The organism is Prauserella flavalba (assembly GCF_003202235.1).
GTDB classification, from domain to species: Bacteria; Actinomycetota; Actinomycetes; order Mycobacteriales; family Pseudonocardiaceae; genus Prauserella_A; species Prauserella_A flavalba.
In genome coordinates this window covers 21945-36376 of the sequence record NZ_MASU01000019.1, presented here as the reverse complement: position 1 = coordinate 36376, position 14432 = coordinate 21945, and the positions used below count along the sequence as shown (strand labels likewise).

The following is a 14432-nucleotide window of genomic DNA, read 5'->3' as shown; positions in this document are numbered from 1 at the left end:
CGGAACCTCGCCGGCTCCGCCGTCAACGCCGCGACCGGAGCCCGGCCCGGCTTCTCGCTAAGGCGTGCCGGCCCGCTCGCCCCGATCCACGTGGTAGTCGGCCAGGTCGGCCTGTCGCGTCGCGGTCCAGTAGTCGACGACACGGAACGGTGTCGTCGACACCACCCGCCCGTGCGCGTTGCGGTACCAGTTCTCCATCCCGCGGTGCGACCAGATCATCCGCGAGTGCGCAGCATCCACAGCGGACTTGAACTTGTCGTAGATCTCCTCCCGCACCTCGGCGGCGGCGATGCCGCCGTCGACCAGCTGGCACAACAGATCCATGATGTAGTTGACCTGGCACTCGGCCATCGTGATGTGGCTGCCGCCGTGCCCGAGGATGGTGTTCGGGCCGGAGGTGAGGAACAGGTTGGGAAACCCGGGAACCGTGATGCCCAGGTACGCCGCGGCGTCATCCGGGCCCCACACGTCGGTCACCGCCCGTCCGTCCCGTCCGACCACGGACATCGGGTAGAGCATGCGGTGCGCGTGGAATCCCGTCGCCAGCACGAGGACGTCGCATTCCCGCTCGGTCCCCTGATCACCGCGCACCCCGCCTTCGGTCACCTCGGCCACGCCCTCCGCGACGAGCTCGACGTTGGGCCGCTTGATCGCGGCGAACCAGCCGTTGTCCAGCAGCATCCGCTTGCCGAACGGCGGATAGTCCGGCAACGCCTTGGCCCGGAGATCGGGCCGGTCAGCCAGCTGCCGGTCCAGATACCGGGTGAACGCCCTGCGGTGCCCGTCGTTGACGGCGTTGACCGACCGCTCCGGGTGCTCCCATTCCGGGTCGATCCGCAGTGTCGGATGCACCTTGTCGTTGAAGGTCCAGGCCAGCCGGGCGCGGTACCAGTCGAGGTAGAACGGCACGTTGTCCATCAGCCAGTGCTGGGCGGACGTGTAGGGGCGGAACACGTCGCGCGCCTCGGCGATCCACTGCGGGGAGCGCTGGAACACGGTCAGCTCACTCACCTGGCCTGCGATGGCGGGCACGATCTGCATCGCGCTCGCGCCGGACCCGATCACCGCGACCCGCTTGCCGGTCAGGTCCAGGTCTTCGGGCCACTCCGCGGAGTGGAATGCCGGCCCGGCGAACGAACTCAGACCAGGGATGTCCGGCACCTTGGGCCGGTTGAGCTGGCCGACCGCGGTGATCACGGCGTTCGCGACGAACTCGTGCCGTGCGCCCCCGGCGTCGACGGCACCGACCAGCCAGTGCCGCCCGTCCTCGTCCCACCGCGCGTCGGTGACCTCGTGGCGGAACCTGATCGCGTCCCGCACCCCGAAATGGTCGGCCACGTCGCACAGGTACCGCTGGACCTCACCCTGCCTGGCGTAGTGGCTGGTCCAGCTGCGGGGGAAGAACGAGTACGAGTACAGGTAGCTCTTGGTGTCCACCCCTGCTCCGGGGTAGTCGTTCTCGTACCAGGTGCCCCCCACGTCGTCGTTCTTCTCCAGCACGACGTGCCGGATTCCGGCCTCCCGCAACCGGATCGCGGCGAGCAGGCCCGAGATCCCGGCACCGATGACCACGACCGAGAAGTCCTCGGGAACCGCCCGCTCGGGACGTTTCGGTGCGGCGGAACGGAAACCCAGCGTCTCGGCCATCATCGGCTCGAAGTCGGCGGGCACCGGCTCGCCCATGCACACGCTGAGCAGCTCCACCAGGTCGTCGCCGGTGGGTGCAGGTACCGCGGGGGGACGACCCTCCGCCCACGCCCGCACGGCGTCGACCGTCGCGGCGCGGATCTCGTCCTGCACCTCGTCCGGCAGTCCCCCGCTGTCGTTGTCGTCCATCCCCCGCCCGCGCTCCGGTGCGTACGGCTTCTCCAGCCACGACCGATCCCCGGTCAGCTGGAAGAGCACGGCGACGAGCGTCGGGATGTTGGCGGCACCGACCGCCGAGCGCAGCTCCTCGACGTCGACGTCGGCGGGGGGTCGGGGAAGGGCCATCCGGGATCTCCAGTCTCGAGTCACCACACCGCGAACGATGTCTACTATGTGTCATACTATGACACATTATGGCTATCGGGACACAGTGATCCCCGCCTCGGAGGAGATGTCGATGCCCACCGGCCCACTGGACGGCGTACGCGTGATCGAGCTCGCCGGGCTCGGACCCACCCCGTTCGCGGGGATGTTGCTCGCCGAACTCGGCGCCGACGTGGTGCGGATCGACCGCCCGCCGTCGGTACGCCAGGTGAAGGTCGACCCGAGGGTGGATCTGCTCAACCGGGGGAAGCGCTCGGTCGTCCTCGACCTGCGGGCCCCCGACGACAAGGAAACGCTGTCACGCCTGATCGATCAGGCTCAGTTGTTCATCGAGGGCTACCGGCCGGGTGTCGCCGAACGGCTCGGCGTCGGCCCCGACGAGTGCTTCCGGCGCAACCCACGGCTGGTGTACGGCCGGATGACCGGGTGGGGCCAGGACGGACCGCTGGCCTCCGCCGCGGGCCACGATGTGAACTACATCGCCATCACCGGCGCGCTGCACGCGATCGGCGACGCCGGGAACCCGCCCCAGATCCCGCTGAACCTCGTCGGCAACTTCGGCGGTGGCGCGACCTATCTGGTGATCGGCCTGCTCGCCGCATTGCACGAAGCACAACGCAACGGCACCGGCCAGGTCATCGATGCGTCCATCGTGGACGGAACCGCGCACCTGCTGGCCTGGGTGCACGGCAAGGTCGCGGCAGGCGAATGGAGCGACGAACGCGGCACGAACCTGCTCGACGGCGGCGCCCCGTGCTACCGGGTCTACGAGACCGCCGACGGCAAGTACCTCACGGTCGGCGCACTGGAGGCACCGTTCTACGCGCAGCTGCTGGACATCCTCGGACTCGACGAGGACCCCAGCCGACAGCGGGTGGAAGAGGACTGGCCGCGCGCCTCCCAGCGCATCGCCGCCGCGTTCCGCACCCGCACCCAGGCCGAATGGCTGGCGGCGTTCGCGGACAGCGACGCGTGTGTGGCACCGGTCGCCGGGCTGCGCGAGGCGGCGGAGCATCCGCACATCCGCGCGCGCGGCACGCTCGTCGAACGGGACGGAGTGTTGCAGGCCGCGCCCGCGCCCCGGTTCTCCCGGACCACCACCGCCGTGCGCGCGCCCGCCCCGCAGCCGGGTGCCCACCAGCACGAGGTGCTCCGCGACTGGCTGGGCGCGGCAGGCACCCACTGACCACGGCGGTCAGTCCGGGAACACCGGGAGGTAGGCGTCGTGGATGGACGCGAACCGGGCGTCCATCGCCTCCGGGCCGCCGAACGTCTCCGGGATGAAGCGCTCGTCGATCGCCTCCACCACGGCGGGATCGGTGAGCGCGGCTCCCAGCGCGCGCACCAGCTCGTCGCGAACGGGAGCGGGCAGGTTCGCGGGCGCGGCAAGGCCGATCGGTGAGCTCGCCTGGTACAGCTCGGGAAAGCCGAGCTCGACGAGCGTGGGCACCTGCGGCAGCCAGTCCAGCCGCTGCCGGGGCGAGGCGGCGAGCGGCACGATCGTGCCCGCCTCAAGGTTCTTCACGACGTCCGCCGCGACCGGCACGAAGATCGCGTCCACATTGTCCCCGAGCAGCATGGTGAGCACCTCGGCGTTGCTGTCGAAGGGCACGCCGGTGGCCTCCACGCCGTACTCGCGCGCCAGCCTCAGCAGCTCGATCGCGCCCGGCGTCGACGCACCGGGCACCGCCACGGTCAGCGTTCCCGGATTCCGCTTGGCCTCGGAGAAGAACTCCCGCGCGGTGCGGAACCGCGAGCCAGGGCCGACGGCCAGAATGGACGGTTGTTCGAGCATCAGCCCGATCGACGTGATCGAACGGCGGTCGAAGTCCAGGTCGTTCTGCATCGGCACCAGCACCGCGGTCGACCCGGTGACCAGGCCGATGGTGTAGCCGTCGGGTGCGGCCGTGATGAGCGTCTGCATGCCGACAGCGCCGGACGCACCCGGCAGGTTCTCCACCACGATCGTCTGGCCGAGTTCGTCGGACATCGCCTTGGCCACGGCGCGGGAGACGAGATCGGTGTTGCCTCCCGCGCCGTAGGGCACGATCCACCTGATCTGCCCCGCGGGATACGCCCCCTCCGGTGCCGTGCCGGACCGTTCCCCGGTCGAACACGCCGTGGTGGACAGGGCGAGCGCAGCCAGGGCGAGTACGCGTCGCCTGCTAACCGGTGGCATGTGGCCTCCTCGTCGAGGCCGTGCGGCACGAACCGCACGACGCTGATGTCTACTCGGTACTCGTGCTTTCGTCGTCCTGCCGGGCGAGCAGGTCACGTACCTCGCGCTTGCGGATCTTGCCCTGCGCATCCTTGGGCAGCTCGGCGAGCACGACGATTCGTTTGGGACGCTTGAACCCGGCCAGCCGTTCACGGCAGTGCGCGGTCAGGGCGGCAACATCCATCCGGGTGCCTGGCTTGCCGACGACCGCCGCGGTGACCGCCTCCGCCCAGTACTCGTCCGGCATGCCGACAACGGCCGCCTCGAGCACGTGCTCGCTCTCCAGCAGCACCGACTCGACCTCGGCCGACGAGACGTTCATGCCGCCGGTCTTGATCACGTCGCCGAGCCGGTCGAGGAAGTACAGGTTGCCCTCGGCGTCGATCCGCACCACGTCGCCGGTCCGCAGCCAGCCCCCGGTGAGAACCCGCTGCGTCCGTTCCTCGTCGCGGTGGTAACCGGCCATCAGCGACGGCGACCGACAGATGAGCTCGCCGACCTCGGCGTCGGTGCCGTGCTCGTCGACCACGCGCACGTCCAGGTGGCTGGTCGGCCTGCCGATCCAGCGCAGGTCTCCGCCGGGGATGTCCTCGAGCCGGGCGAACCAGCCGATCGCGCCGAGCTGCGCGAGCTCGGACTGACCCCAGTAGCTCGCCCAGCGCACGTGCGGCGCCTTGGCGATGAACCGCGCCAGGGTGTCCCTGGACAGCACCCCGCCGTAGCTGTGCAGCTGCTCCACAGTGGAGAGATCGGCGGACGCGAAGTCCTCGTGCTGCGCCATCGCCGCGAAGAACGTCGGCGTCTGGGCGAACTTGGTGACCCGCTCCGCGGCGATCGCGCGCAGTACGTGGTCCGGCTTGCGGCTCCCCGGCAGCACGATCGTCGCACCGGTCATCAGCAGCGATGTGAGGCTGCCAAGCCCGGCCAGCGTGTAGAACGGCTTGATGAACATGTACCGGTCGTGCGGTCCGATGTAACCGGCCAGCAGCAGCGCCGGCATCGTCGAGAGCAGGTAGCTGCGGTGCTTGATGCGCACGCCCTTCGGCCTGCTGGTCGTTCCGCTGGTGTAGGACAGCAGCGCGAGGTCGTCCTCGCTGACGTCGGTCTCCGGCTCCGGCCCGGCGGGCAACCCAGCCACATCCAGCAGCCGCCAGTCAGCTCGAGGATCCGCGGTGTCCCAGGTGAACCGCACCGCCGGGTGCCCGGCCAGCGCGTCGCGCACCTCGGGGTGGTCGCCGTGCACGGCGATGATCCTGGCGCCGGCGTGGTCGATCTGCCAGCAGACGTCGTCCACCGACTGCGCGGGGTTGACGCCGGTGGTCGCGAGACCGAGTTTGAGCGCGGCCAGGTACAGCACGATGTAGACCTCGCAGTTGGGCGCCACGATCGCGAGCACGTCCCCGCGCCGCGCACCGGCCTCGGTCAGCCAGCGCGCCACCTGGTTGACGCGGTCGTTGAGTGCCCCATAGGTCCACTCGCACCGGTTTCCCTGCTTGTCCAGCACCACGATCGCAGGCTTGCCGGGGCGCCGCTCGGCGTTGCGACGGAAGGCGTCACCGATCGTGGCCCGGCCGATCCTGGCGTGGAGGTGCGCGCTGGTGGTCATCTGCTGCCCATCGCTCCGCTCTACGTGTTGACTACTATATGTCGAATCATTGCACATTGTGGCCAAGTTGCCTAGCGGGTGTTCCCAGTATCGGCGGGCCGATGTCCGAATACGCCTCTCGCGCACTAACCTGACGAGTGCCGGCAACGGGCAGCGTCCCTGCCCCGACAGGACAGGAGATCGGATCGAGGTGGCCGCAGATTCCGCTGTCCAGGGAGCGCGCACGGTCGAGAAGGCGCTCGAGATCCTCAAGCTGTTCGGGGGCAACGAGTCGACCCTGTCCCTGGCCGAGATCGCCTCGCGCACCGATCTCCCGGAGGCCACGGCACGCAGGCTGACCAAGGCACTGCGCGTACACGGCTTCCTGGTCACCGACTCCAGCGCCCGCCAGTACCACCTCGGCCCCGCCGTGGCGCAGCTGTTCAACTCGATGGTGCAGAGCCGTGACCTGCAGACGGTCGCGCTGGCGGAGATGGAGGAGCTGCGCAGGCTCACCAACGAGACCGTGGCGCTGTACTGGCTGTTCGAGCGGCAACGGGTGTGCATCATGGAGCTGGTCAGTGAACAGCCCATCCGCATGGGCTCGGGCATCGGGCACGCGTTCCCGCTCTACGCGGGCGCGCCCGGCAAGGCGATACTGGCCACGCTGACGAAGTCCGTTGTGGACGCCGAGCTCACCACGATGACCGAGAAACCCGCGGCGGGCGCGCAGCCGAAGACCGCGAGCGAACTACGCAGGGAGCTCGCGGAGATCCGCAAGCTCGGCTACGCGCGCAGCCACGGCGAGACGGTCGCGGGCGCCGCCGCACTCGCCGCACCGGTCCGCGGCCCGAACGGACGTGCGGTCGCGAGCCTCAACATCGCGGGACCGATCGGCCGCGTCACCGACGAGGTGCTCGACAGCTGGGTCGAGCCACTCCTGAAGGCCGCCGCGGCGATCGAGTCGGCCACGCGCTGACGGGAGCCCGGCTCACCGGGACGGCGTCGGCTCCCGCTCGTCGTCCCGCGCGGAGCGCCTCCGGCGCAGCGCACCGGCGACGCTCAGTACCACCACCAGCGCCACCACGACGAGGATGCCCGCCGACACCGGACGGCTGACGAAGATGTCCGGGCTGCCACCCGACATCAGCATCGACTGCCGGAAGCACTTCTCCAGCAACGGTCCGAGGACGAACGCCAGCACCAGCGGACCGGGCTCGAAGTTCGCCTTGCGCATCAGCCAGCCGAGCACGCCGAACGCCAGCACCACCCAGATGTCGAACACGTCGTTGCTCACCGAGAACACACCGACCAGAGTCACCAGCATGGCGAAGGCCACGAGGATCCCGGTACGCACCTTCAGCAGCCGGACGAACACCCCCACCAGCGGCAGGTTCAGCGCCAGCAGCATCACGTTGCCGATCACCATCGACGCGACGACACCCCAGAACAGCTCGGGCTTGTCGGTGATCAGGTCAGGGCCCGGGGTCACCCCCTGGATGAGCAGGGCACCGTAGATCAGCGCCAGCACCACGTTGGGCGGGATCCCCAGCGTCAGCAAGGGAATGAACGACGAGGACGACGACGCGTTGTTGGCCGACTCCGGCCCGGCGACGCCCTGGATCGCCCCCTTGCCGAACCGGCCGGGGTCCTTCGCGACCCGCTTCTCCACCGCGTACGAGGCCAGCGAGGAGATCACCCCGCCGCCGCCCGGCAGCACGCCGATCACGAACCCGAGCAGCGATCCCCTGCCGATCGCGCCCGCCGAGTCCCGCAGGTCTCGCCTGCTCGGCCAGACATTCTTGATCTTGGCCTTGACCTGCTGACCGCGTTCGCTGTTCTCCAGGTTGTACAGGATCTCCCCGACCCCGAACAGGCCCATCGCGACGGCCACGAAGTCCAACCCGTCGAACAACGACACCTCACCGAAGGTGAACCGTTGCGTCCCGGTGATCGGGTCCTGCCCGACGCTGGCGAGGAACAGGCCCACCGCCGCCATGCACAGGTTCTTGAGCACGGACCCCTGCCCGAGGTACACCACGAGCAGAATGCCGAGCAGCGACAGCGCCGCGTACTCCGGCGGGGCGAAGCCGACGGCCACGGTCGCCATGAGCGGGGCCAGCAGGACCAGGCCGAGCACCGAGAGGATGCCACCGGCGAACGAGCCGATCGCCGCGATCCCCAGTGCCGGACCGGCATGCCCCTGCTGCGCCAGCTGGTAGCCGTCGAACGTCGTCACGACCGACGCCGCCTCGCCGGGCAGGCGCAGCAGCACGGAGGTGATCGTGCCGCCGTACATCGAGCCGTAGTAGATCCCGGCGAGCAGGATGATCGCCGAGGTGGAGTCGAGCGCGTAGGTGATCGGCAGCAGCAGCGCGATCGTGGCGGTCGGCCCGAGCCCGGGCAGCACGCCGATGATCATGCCGAGCAGTACGCCCACGAGGACGTACAGGAGGTTCGTCAGCGAGAACGCCACCGAGAGACCGGTGAGCAGGCCATCGAGCATGTGTGTGCTCCCAATCCCTAGAAGAGCCCGAACCGCGGTCCGGCGGGCACCGGCACGCCGAGCACCTCGACGAAGACCAGCTGCAGCACGACCGCACCCGACGCGGCCAGGATCAGCGCCTTGAAGAGCCGTTCCCGCGCGAAGAACCGCAGCCAGAACGCCAGCAGCAGGAAGCCTGCCGGCAGCAGGCCGGTGAACTGGAACAGCGGGATGAACGCCACCACGCTCAGCACCGCCACGCCGACCCGTGCCGTACCCCTGGTCCACCGCTCGTAGTCGGCGGGGTCCTCCCTGAACAGCAGCAGCGCCGCGACCGCCACGAGCAGCCCGGAGGCCAGCAGGGGCCACAGCCCGGGGCCGGGACGGCGGGCCTCGCCGAGCGCGAGCGTGCACGCCAGCACGGCGGCCACGATTCCCAGGCACAGCAACACAAGTGGACCGATCCGGTACGCCAGGCGGCGACGGACCGGAGGGTCGGACACGTCGTCAGGCGACAGCGGCACGCTCATCGGCTCCCCGTTCAGCTATCAACATTGATGCGGAGCGCACATTAGCACTAAATGGCGTCGACCGACACATATTGACTTCTGAGCGAGCGGTCCGGCTCGATCGAAGCGCACCGGACCTCACGCCGACTCGCCGCGGGAGACTGGCCGTGGCGGCGCTCGCACCGCCGATTTCGCCGGTCAGCGACCGCGGAAGGTGGGCTCGCGACGTTCCCGTGCGGCCGCGACTCCTTCGGCGCAGTCCTCGGTGGCCCCGAGCCGCGCCTGCTCCGTGAGCTCCCGCTCCAGCGCCTGCCCGACGGCGTCGGCGAGTCCGGCCCGTAGTGTCGCGCGGATGGAGGCGACGGCCAGAGGTGCGGAGGCCGCGATCGCCCTGGTGAGGGTCAACGCGGCCTCCCGCACCCGGCCCGGCTCGGCGAGCCGGCCGGCCAGGCCGGGCCGCAGTGCCTCGTCGCCGGGGCTCCTGCGTCCGTTGCAGAGGGGTTCGGCCGCCGGCTGCGCGCCCACGATCCGAGACAGCGTGACGCTGAGCCCGAATCCCCGATGGAACCCCAGTGTGGCGACGTTCGCCACGAACCGGCTGGACGGCTCGGCGACGAAGGCACCGCCCAGCTCCTGCGCGGGGGCGCCAACGACATCGGCGGCACCCTCAGGAAGAAACCATCTCCCGCATGGCCGACTCCGAACACGGCTCCTCCCGCACCATCGCCGAACTCGACCACCTCGCCGTCCCCGCCGGACGCCCCTCCCGCCAACGCACCACCACCGACGGCCGGAGCGTGCCACCGATCAGAATGAGGTGAAGTCCGGCCGCCGTCCGTTGGAGAAGGCCGCGATGGCCTCGGCATGCGCGGGGCTGCGCATCGTGAGCGTCTCATAGGCGATCGACGTGTCCAGGATCGAATGAGCGAGCTGTTTGAGGCCGATATTCACCGACACCTTGCTCCACCGGATGGCTTCCTGCGCCCCCGACGCAAGCCGCGCGGCCAGCTCATCGACAATCCGGTCCAAGTCCTCGGCGGGAACCGCGTAGTTCACGAGTCCCATGTCCGCGGCACGCGTTGCCGGGATCGGGTCGCCGGTCAGCAGGAACTCCTTGGCTCGCGCGTATCCGACGAGCTGTGGCCAGATGATCGCCCCGCCGTCGCCGGCGACAACACCCGCGGACACATGAGGATCGCCGATCCGGGCATCGTCGGCCATATAGATGAGGTCGCAGAACAGGGCCAGCGTCGCACCGAGGCCGATGGCGTGACCGTTGACCTTCGCGATGATCGGCTTCTCCAGGTCAAGCAGGGAGAAGATGATCCGCTTGGCCGATCCCATGTCGAGGTAGTGGCCCGCGCGGCCCTTCTCCTCGGCATCCGCTGCGAAGGCCTTCAAGTCGCCGCCCGCGCAAAAGGCGCGCCCCGCGCCGGTCAGGACCACCACAGACGTCGCGTCGTCGACGGCGACGTCGGTGAAGATGCGGCTCAGTTCCTCGTGGAGTTCGTGGTTGACCGCGTTGAACCGCTCCGGACGGTTCAACGTCAGGGTCAGCACGGAACCTGCGCGGGTGGCGAGGATGTTCTCGTACGAGCTGTAGTCGATCACGGACGTTCATGGCTCCTTCGTGTCGCGGTCGGTGGCCCGTGCCGCAGCAAGACGGACGGCCACCATCCGCCTAACGGCTCAAGATCGTCACTGTCGCCGCGGCGGCGTCGGGTCCGAGGTATCCCCCGGCGTTCTCGGCGAGACCCGCCTGGGGCTCACCAACCTGCCGCGCCCCGGCGCGGCCACGGAGCTGGTCCGCCAGCTCGACGACCTGGGCCAGACCGGTGGCACCGAGCGGATGTCCTCGGCTCTGCAGTCCTCCGCTCGGATTGACGGGCAGTTCTCCACCGATGTGAGTCGCCCCGTCGCGTAGTGCCGCCACGGCCTCGCCGGGCGCACAAAGCCCGAGTTCCTCGAGCACGATCAGCTCCGCCGGCGCGGCCGCATCGTGACACTCGACGACGTCGATGTCCTCGGGGCCGATCCCGGCTTGCTCGAACGCGCTGAGCGCGGCGGCCGGGAGCAGTTCGCCGAGTGCTCCACGGCGCCCTGCGCCGACCACCACGGCACGCAGGCGAACACCATCGGCCCCCCAGCGCCGGGCCAGTTCCGGTGCGGCGACGAGCACCGCAGCCGCACCATCGCTCATCGGAGCACACATCGGAACGGTGAGCGGGCCGCTGACCGGGCGCGCCGCAAGCACCTCATCGACCGTGAGCTTCCTGCTGTACTGGGCCTTCGGATTGCGCGAACCGTGCTCACTGTTCTTGACCGCCACCCTCGCGAAGTCGTCCCGGGTGGCTCCGGTCTGTTCCATGTAGCGGGTCGCCGCACGGGCGTAGAAGTCCATGAACACCGACCCACCGCCGGCGGCCCCGAGCTCGGCGAGCACTTCCGGAAGACGTTCCTGGTCGAGAACGGAGGTCAGCGCGGCGAGCGCCTGAGCCTTGTCGTCGGTGTGCAGCTTCTCCACTCCGACGGCGAGTGCGGCATCCACCTGACCGGAGGCCACCGACAGCCATGCCTGGTGCAGCGCGGTCGAGCCGGAAGCACACGCGTTCTCCACGTTGATGAGCGGGACGCCGGCCACCGCGGTACGGGACAGCGCGTGCTGGCCTCGCACCGATTCCTGCCCCTGGAGCAGTCCGGACAGGACATTGGCGTAGTAGATCATCCCCAGCCCGTCCATGTCCTCGCCGTGGAACCCGGCGTCCGCGAGCGCCGAATCGACGGCTTCGGTGGCCAGCCCGGAGAGGGAGCTGTCCGGCTGCTTGCCGAATGCGGTCATCCCCACCCCGGCTACGACGACGTCCCGCACGGTTGTTCCTCCCTCACCGGAAATCAAAACTAACTGGACAGTATAGTGTTAAGAGCGAAGAACGAAAGACCCCGCCCGTGACCACGCCACGAACCAGTGAGGCGATCCGGGTGGGCTAGGCTTTCGCGCGAGGAGGCGGGATGGCACGAAAGCGCGCCACGAGCGTGCAGCAACTGGTCGACGCGGCTGCGCGCGTCTTCGAGCGCAAGGGCTTCGTCGAAGCGACGATCAGTGACATCGCCGCCGAGGCCGGCGTCAGCAAACCGACCGTCTACCAGTACGTCACGTCCAAGCGATGGTTGCTCGAGACCATCGTCGAGCAGATCATCTACCCGCTGCGGCACAGCATCGAGGAGATCGTCGCCAGCGACCTCCCTGCGCGGGAGAAGCTGATGCGCTACCTGCAGGTGCAGGTGAATTCCGCGATCCGCTACCGGACCTACTACGCGGTGCTCCACGCCGACCAGCACCAGCTCTCACCGAAGGCGCTGCGCAACTACAACTCCTGGGCCCGCGAGGTGAACCACACCGCGACCAGCCTGTTCAAACTGTGCGCAGAGGAAGGTGTCGTCCGCGCGGACCTCGACGTGATGACGGTGGTCAACCTGGTCAACGGGATGATGCTGTCGATCTCGCGCTGGTACGACAGCAAGGGACGCTTGAGCCCCGACGAGCTGCTCGAGCACGCGACGCAGTTGCTCACGGGCTACATTCTCCCTCCCGCGACCGACTGAACCGGGTCCCTCACACCCGGAACACCGGGCCTGCTCCCGTCCGCACGGCGGCATCGCCCACCCTCGGCCTGACCGTTGACGCCCCGACCGCACGCCTCTAGCATCCGTGAATCAAACCTAACCAGACAGGCAAGTTTGGCACTGTCCGCTTGCCGACCAGGTCCACGGAGGCCGTCATGAGTTCCTCTGTCACGTCGCTCAGCCGCACCCAGAACATCGTCGTGGTGCTCTTCCTCGGGTGGGCCGTCGTGGCCTTCCTTCCCGCCGTGGGAGACGTGCGACTCGCCGGGGTGAGCCTCACCGCATGGCTGCTCGCCGCCTACATGTTCTGCGTTCCAGTCGTGTCGCTCCTGACCACTGACCGACAGGACGACTGAGTACGTGCCTCGAGCGCGACATCACGTTCCAGGGGGCCTAACCAAGGAGATTCCGCAATGACGCTGATCATGGTGCTCGGCTACTTCGTGGTCACGGTGCTGCTCGGCTGGCTCGCCAAGCGACGCGTGCGACAGTCGACAGACCAGTTCTTCATCGCCGGACGCGCGGTGGGAACGTTCACGAACTCCTGGGCGTTCCTCGCAACACTCGCGAGCGGTGGCACCATCATGGCCGCGGTGGGAATGACGCTGTTCCTCGGGCTGCCCTACACGGTGAGCCTCGCCGCGGGTGCAACCTTTGGATTCGCCGTGGCGGCCTTGCTCGTGGCCCGGCCTCTGCGCCGCGTGGGAAAGTACACCGTTCCGGACTTCTTCAACGAACGCTTCAACAATCCGCTGATCAAAGTGACCGCGCCGATCATCATCGTCATCGCGAGCGCGGCGTACATGGTCGCGCAGCTCACCGGCTCCGGGATCGTCGCGAGCGCCATCCTTGGCTGGGACTACAAGCTCGGGGTGCTGGTCACCGGCGTCATCTTCGTCCTCTACACCTCATTGGGCGGCTTTCTCTCCGTCACGTGGAACGACGTGCTGCAAGGCGTCCTCATGGTCGTGATGGTGGTGACCTTCGCGGTGGTGGCCTACTTCTCGGTACCGAGCTTCGGCGACGTCTACGTACAGGCCACCAACGAGTTTCCGTCCTATGGTGCGGTGGGCGGCGCGCTGTCGAGTTGGTCCTACATCGGCGGGTTCGTGACCTCGGCGACCAGTATCTGCGTGCTGCCGCACGTCATCATGCGGGTCTACTCGGCACGCAGCACCCGATCGGCTCGACTTTCGTTGAACTACGCGATGATCCTGTACGGCGTGATCGTGCTGTCGGTGGCGTTCGTGCTCGCACCCGTGGCGGCCACCCTCCCGAACATCGCGGAGCTGAAGCCGGATGCGGTGTTCTTCGCGCTCTCCGCGTCGGTGCTGTCGCCGGCGTTGCAGGGACTCATGGCAGCCGCCGTGCTGGCCGCGGTCATGTCGACCACCGCCGGGCTCCTGATGGCGTGCAACTCCGCGATCGGCAACGACCTCTATGCCCGGGTGATCAACCCACGGGCTTCGTCGAAGCAGGTTGTCCGGGTGGCCACGATGTCGACCTGGGCGATCGGGATCATCGCCATCGTGCTCGCGTTGAACCCGCCCGAGTTCCTGGTGGTGCTCTACGTGGCCGCCGTCGGTTTCCTGGCATCGGCGTTCTTCGCGCCGATGATCCTCGGCATCTGGTGGCGTCGATGCACGTCGACCGGTGCGGCGGCCGGCATGGTCGCCGGGGCGGGGTCGTTCCTGGCGTGCTACCTCAGCCTCGATCTGCCGGACTCCTCCGAGGTTCTCATCGGCATCCCGGTCTCGATCGCTGTCACGGTCCTCGCCAGCCTCACTCGTCGACCTTCAGCCCAAGAGCAGGCAGTGGTGGCCAAGGTCCGCGGAACCGCCACGAACGCCACGGGCGGCGACCACTGAGCCGACGCTGGTAACCGCCGCGACCCCGGCAGGAGGCGTCGGATGGGGTAGGGCTTCGTCGAAGCCCTACCCCATCCGACGTCTCGGCCTCCGTGATACGGAGCTCGGCCTC

The 14432-nt window shown here is 68.7% G+C and carries 13 protein-coding genes and 1 pseudogene; 6 read left to right on the top strand and 8 right to left on the bottom strand.

The window, feature by feature from the left end:
- Positions 1-57 precede the first annotated feature (57 nt).
- Positions 58-1992, bottom strand: coding sequence for a flavin-containing monooxygenase (locus BA062_RS35065; RefSeq protein WP_110343454.1), 1935 nt, complete (start codon positions 1990-1992; stop codon positions 58-60).
- A 112-nt stretch (positions 1993-2104) separates the two neighbouring features.
- Here BA062_RS35065 and BA062_RS35060 point away from each other — a divergent pair, with 112 nt between their 5' ends.
- Positions 2105-3217, top strand: a complete 1113-nt coding sequence (locus tag BA062_RS35060) for a CaiB/BaiF CoA transferase family protein (protein ID WP_110343453.1) — start codon at positions 2105-2107, stop codon at positions 3215-3217.
- 9 nt (positions 3218-3226) lie between these two features.
- Here BA062_RS35060 and BA062_RS35055 read toward each other — a convergent pair whose 3' ends face one another.
- Entirely contained in the window at positions 3227-4210 is a 984-nt protein-coding gene (locus BA062_RS35055) for a tripartite tricarboxylate transporter substrate binding protein (RefSeq protein ID WP_110343452.1), read from the bottom strand.
- A gap of 49 nt (positions 4211-4259) precedes the next feature.
- Positions 4260-5855: a class I adenylate-forming enzyme family protein gene (locus BA062_RS35050; protein WP_110343451.1), complete on the bottom strand. Its 1596-nt coding sequence runs from the start codon at positions 5853-5855 to the stop codon at positions 4260-4262.
- Positions 5856-6045: 190 nt separating this feature from the next.
- Between BA062_RS35050 and BA062_RS35045 the strand changes: the two genes are divergently transcribed.
- Positions 6046-6813, top strand: coding sequence for an IclR family transcriptional regulator (locus BA062_RS35045; RefSeq protein ID WP_168214181.1), 768 nt, complete (start codon positions 6046-6048; stop codon positions 6811-6813).
- Between the two features lie 12 nt (positions 6814-6825).
- On the opposite strand, the gene BA062_RS35040 is transcribed toward BA062_RS35045, so the two are convergent.
- The 3 genes from BA062_RS35040 to BA062_RS40800 form a co-directional block, all read right to left on the bottom strand.
- Complete coding sequence (locus BA062_RS35040) at positions 6826-8340, bottom strand: tripartite tricarboxylate transporter permease (RefSeq protein ID WP_110343449.1); 1515 nt, start codon at positions 8338-8340, stop codon at positions 6826-6828.
- 17 nt (positions 8341-8357) lie between these two features.
- A complete protein-coding gene (locus tag BA062_RS35035; protein ID WP_110343448.1) occupies positions 8358-8849 on the bottom strand; it encodes a tripartite tricarboxylate transporter TctB family protein in 492 nt (163 codons plus the stop codon).
- 177 nt (positions 8850-9026) lie between these two features.
- Positions 9027-9419: an enoyl-CoA hydratase/isomerase family protein gene (locus BA062_RS40800; RefSeq protein WP_245960158.1), complete on the bottom strand. Its 393-nt coding sequence runs from the start codon at positions 9417-9419 to the stop codon at positions 9027-9029.
- Between the two features lie 12 nt (positions 9420-9431).
- Here BA062_RS40800 and BA062_RS40795 point away from each other — a divergent pair.
- A pseudogene (locus tag BA062_RS40795) lies at positions 9432-9649 on the top strand (hypothetical protein); the annotation flags it as partial.
- Here BA062_RS40795 and BA062_RS35025 read toward each other — a convergent pair.
- Together BA062_RS35025 and BA062_RS35020 are read right to left on the bottom strand one after the other, a co-directional pair.
- Entirely contained in the window at positions 9636-10439 is an 804-nt protein-coding gene (locus BA062_RS35025; protein WP_210407090.1) for an enoyl-CoA hydratase/isomerase family protein, read from the bottom strand. The pseudogene BA062_RS40795 and the gene BA062_RS35025 overlap by 14 nt on opposite strands.
- Before the next feature lie 70 nt (positions 10440-10509).
- Positions 10510-11697: a thiolase family protein gene (locus BA062_RS35020; RefSeq protein WP_110343446.1), complete on the bottom strand. Its 1188-nt coding sequence runs from the start codon at positions 11695-11697 to the stop codon at positions 10510-10512.
- 140 nt (positions 11698-11837) lie between these two features.
- On the opposite strand from BA062_RS35020, the gene BA062_RS35015 reads away from it, so the two are divergent.
- The 3 genes from BA062_RS35015 to BA062_RS35005 all read left to right on the top strand — a co-directional run bounded on the left by BA062_RS35015 (position 11838) and on the right by BA062_RS35005 (position 14320).
- The gene (locus BA062_RS35015) at positions 11838-12431 is read left to right on the top strand and encodes a TetR/AcrR family transcriptional regulator (protein ID WP_110343445.1); all 594 of its coding nucleotides are present in this window, start codon (positions 11838-11840) and stop codon (positions 12429-12431) included.
- Positions 12432-12607: 176 nt separating this feature from the next.
- Entirely contained in the window at positions 12608-12808 is a 201-nt protein-coding gene (locus BA062_RS35010) for a hypothetical protein (protein ID WP_110343444.1), read from the top strand.
- 72 nt (positions 12809-12880) lie between these two features.
- Positions 12881-14320: a sodium:solute symporter family protein gene (locus tag BA062_RS35005; protein WP_168214180.1), complete on the top strand. Its 1440-nt coding sequence runs from the start codon at positions 12881-12883 to the stop codon at positions 14318-14320.
- Positions 14321-14432 lie beyond the last annotated feature (112 nt).